Origin of the sequence: Hydrocoleum sp. CS-953, from assembly GCF_002260545.1 — a bacterium.
In the GTDB taxonomy this organism is placed as follows: Bacteria; Cyanobacteriota; Cyanobacteriia; order Cyanobacteriales; family Microcoleaceae; genus Trichodesmium.
The window spans coordinates 481-2,660 of sequence record NZ_LGSU01000293.1; the positions used below are offsets into that span (position 1 = coordinate 481).

General features: G+C 36.4%; 1 protein-coding gene. It reads left to right on the forward strand.

Going from position 1 to position 2,180, the window contains the following annotated elements; translation table 11 throughout:
* Positions 1-804 precede the first annotated feature (804 nt).
* On the forward strand, positions 805-1,998 hold the full coding sequence (locus tag AFK68_RS02660; protein WP_094671413.1) for a ferrochelatase: 1,194 nt from the start codon (positions 805-807) through the stop codon (positions 1,996-1,998).
* Positions 1,999-2,180: the final 182 nt, after the last annotated feature.

Below are 2,180 nucleotides of genomic sequence, written 5' to 3' on the forward strand. Positions count from 1 at the left end.
GCACCACCCATCACCTCTGGCGGAGTGCTTCAGAAAATGTATTGGCTATTGCGTATAGAGCAATAGAAGGAAAAATTGCACCACCCATCACCTCTGGCAGGGTGCTTCAGAAAATGAATTAATTATTGCTCCCGACGCAATAGAAGGAAAAATTGCACTACTCATCACCTCTGGCAGGGTGCTTAAGAAAATAAATTAACTCTTACTCTAAACTTTGAGCTGTGTCAGTCTAAGCTTAGACGCATTGAAATTGCATATCCTAAAAACAGGACAAAAGTCCCATTACCCTCTCCCCATCTCCGTGTCTCCGCGTTTCCGCATCAATCAAAACTAGCAAGTTAGATGCGTACAAACTTACTACTGGACTACTCAGAGATTACTTTTAACTTTTCAAACCTTTATATAATCTCAATTATTCCAGTACCCATCCCCCCGGTAGGGAATGCTACACTAACACCAGAGTGGAATTACCCGCTATTACTCTTGCACAGAAATTAATAATCATATACCAATTCACTTGAAGGATGTCACAAATAGTTTCAAGCTTTAAATTTCAAATAATTGCCTGAAACTGTTGTATTGTCCAAGTTTTTAGTCTATCAAATCTAACTTCTGACTTCTGACTTCCGTTACGGACAAGTTTAACAAAAATGTTTGATTGTTTTCCAGTCAAATTTGAATCAAATTTGTCCTTAAAAAAAGTATTTTTATACTTGTTCAAAAAGCAAGTATAGACTGGTAAATTATTTCTGTTGCATATTCTTTTATCAAGTTAATTAATCAACATAACTAGAGGAGCAAAACGTGGTTACAACTCCAGAAAAAATTCAAAACCCAACAAATTCTGCATCTCCCAGTCAAGACAGAGTAGCAGTATTATTAATGGGATATGGCGAAGTAGAAAGTTATGAAGATTTTGCCAATTATAACGAACAAGCATTAAACTTACTCACTGCAAAATTTGCTCCAGTTCCTACCTGGATATATCCCCCTTTAGCAAAATTATTAGCTGTTTTTGACTTGCATGAATGGAGTCATCAACATGGCAACTTCATCTCACCTCATAACGCTATTTTTGAAAGTCAACGAGCAGGAATAGAAAAAAATCTCCAAATAAAATGGGGCGATCGTATCAAAGTATTTAAAGCCTTTAACTTTTGCGCTCCCCACTTACCAGAACAAGTATTAACACAAATTAAATCAGAAGGATTTGACAAATTATTGATTTATCCTTTATTAGTAGTTGACTCTATTTTTACCAGTGGAATAGCCGTCGAACAAGTTAATAAAGCATTAGTAAAATTAGCAGATAAAACCGAAAATTGGGTTAAAGGTCAACGTTATATTCCTTCCTTTTATAACGAACCAGACTATATTGATTTAATGGCAAAAATGGTAGAAGAAGAAATTGCTAATGACTTAGCAGTTGCTCATTTACCATCTCAAATTGGCATTGTTTTAACAAATCATGGTTGCCCCCACAAAGCCAAAGGTTTTACATCTGGAATTGATGAAAGTCAAACACTTTATGAGTTAGTAAGAGAACGTTTAATTAATCGTTTTCCTTTAATTTCTGTAGGTTGGTTAAACCACGATACTCCACTCATTGACTGGACTCAACCAGATGCTACAACTGCAGCCAAAAATCTCATAGAATTAGGTGCAACATCTATTATATTTATGCCTATTGGTTTTGCCACAGAAAACCATGAAACATTATTAGATGTGGAGCATATTATTGAAGGTTTACGTCGGAAACATCCAGAAGTAACTTATCGTCAAATGCCATGTGTAAATGACCGCCCAGAATTTTTGCAGATGGCTGCCGAGTGGGCTAACCTTTATATTGAGGAATTATTGAGTGAAAATGCTTTAGCTGTTAATCCTTCTTTAGCAATAGCACAAGCAAAGTCAACTCATAGCCATAGCCACAATGGTGAGCATGGACATTCTCACGACCATCATCATCACGACCACCATCACCACCATCATCATTAGAAAGGAGTCAGGAGTCAGAATTGAATTTTTGACAACTGATGGAAGTAATGGTGTAAAGTGACACCCCTAAAATGTTGGAATAGTAGGGCGGGTTAATCTGAATAATTGAACATCATTAACTTAACGTGAGACCCGCCCTCACTCCTAATATCAAATATGGTTGAATAGTTATTGTATAGTTG